The organism is Kitasatospora sp. NPDC004240, from assembly GCF_053603215.1.
This window is the reverse complement of record NZ_JBSGFD010000440.1, coordinates 1-1,592: the sequence shown is the minus strand read 5'-3', so window position 1 is coordinate 1,592 and position 1,592 is coordinate 1. Positions and strand designations below refer to the sequence as shown.

Below are 1,592 nucleotides of genomic sequence, written 5' to 3'. Positions count from 1 at the left end.
TGGGCGGGGCATGCTGCGGCCCCCCCCCCCAGCCCGCCGGCGGCGGGCGCGCGGGGCCCCCCCCCGGCCGGCCCGCGGCCGTTCCGTCGGTCGCCCGCGGCGGGGGCCGGGTCAGGCCTCCAGCTCGGCGAGCATCGCCTCGCGGAAGCGCAGCGTGCCGGCCAGCCGGGCGAAGGTCTCCGACCAGGCGGTCTCCGGCGCGGTGGCGGCGACCAGGGCCTCCACATCGGGCGCGGTGGCCGGGGCGAGCGCGCGCTCGGTCATCCCGAGCACCCCGCTGTGGCTCCACGGGTACGCGCCGGACTCCGCCGTCCGCCGCAGCGCCGCGACCACGGCCGTCGACAGCGGCGGCGTCCACGGCGTGGCGCAGGCCCCCAGCAGCTGGAACGCCTCGCCGAGGCCGTGCGCCTCGATGAACGCCGCCGTCCAGCCCGCCCGCTCCTCGGCCGGCAGCACCGACAGCAGCTTGGCGGGCGCGCCGGTGGTCCGGGCCTTGCCGCCCCGGCGCGGGCGCGGCGCGGGGCCGAGCAGCGCCCGCGCCCAGTCCGCGTCGTGCTGCCGTACGGCGGCCCGGGCCCAGGCCTCGCGCAGGTCGTCGGCCCAGCTGCTGCTGGTCTCGTCGATGGCGTCGCCGACCCGTAGCCGCAGCAGCTCCTCGGGGGCCAGTCCGGTGCTCTCCCGCCAGACCCGCAGCGGCGCGGCGGCCACGATCTCGCCGAACCACCAGGCGCGTTCGCCGCGGCCGGTCGGGGAGCGCAGGGCTATGCCGTCGCGTTGCATGGTGGCGTCGCACTCGGCGGGCGGGGTGACCAGCAGATGGGTACCGCGCTCCGAGAGCCGGACGGCGGCCAGCGCGCGCTCGGCCATCCGGGTGGCGAGGGCGGAGCCGGGCAGGGTGGAGAGCAGCTCGGCGGCGGTGGCGCGGACGTTCTTGCTGCGGTCGGTGAGCGCGGCCTCCAGGAAGGGTTCGTCCGCGGGGGAGAGGCCGTCCTGGAGGGCGTCCAGGAAGAGCAGCCGGTCCTCGGCGCGCTCGGTGGGCCAGGTGGAGCGGAGCAGGTCGAGCCCGGCGGCCGGGTCGGAGCGGCGCAACCGGGTCAGATGGGTGACGCGCTCGGCGAACAGGCCCTCGTGCCAGAGCTGGTCCCCGGCGGGTGCGGCGGCGCCGTCGGGTGCTGCGGCGCCGGGGGAGGTGGAGGGGCCGCCGGGTGCGCTGCTGTCGGATGCACTGCTGTCGGGCGCGGTGCCGCCGGGCGCGGCACTGTCGGGGGCGGTGCGCAGGACGAAGCGCCAGTCCGGGTTCCGTTCGGCGAGCCAGCGGCCGAGCGGACCGGTCAGCGCGACCGTGTCGGCGCGCAGCTCGCTGCGGGCGCGGGCGCCGTCCAGCAGGGCCGGGACCAGCGCGGCGGGCGGCCGGTAGCCGCGGGTCCGGGCGGTGGCGAGCCACTGCGGCAGCAGTTCGGTCAGGTTGGCCAGGGTGCCGCCGCCGGTGCCGGAGCGGCCGCCGAGCAGGACGGCGAGCCGGCGGGCATTCCCCCGCCGTTCCGCCGATCCACCGTATCCGTCCTTCCGGCTTCCATGCTGCCACCGATCCC

At 79.0% G+C, this 1,592-nt stretch carries 1 protein-coding gene; it reads right to left on the bottom strand.

Annotated elements, in window-relative coordinates; all coding sequences use genetic code 11:
* Nucleotides 1–111: 111 nt before the first annotated feature.
* On the bottom strand, nt 112–1,592 hold a 1,481-nt coding region (locus tag ACWEQL_RS42380), incomplete at its 5' end, for a DUF5691 domain-containing protein (protein WP_452156957.1).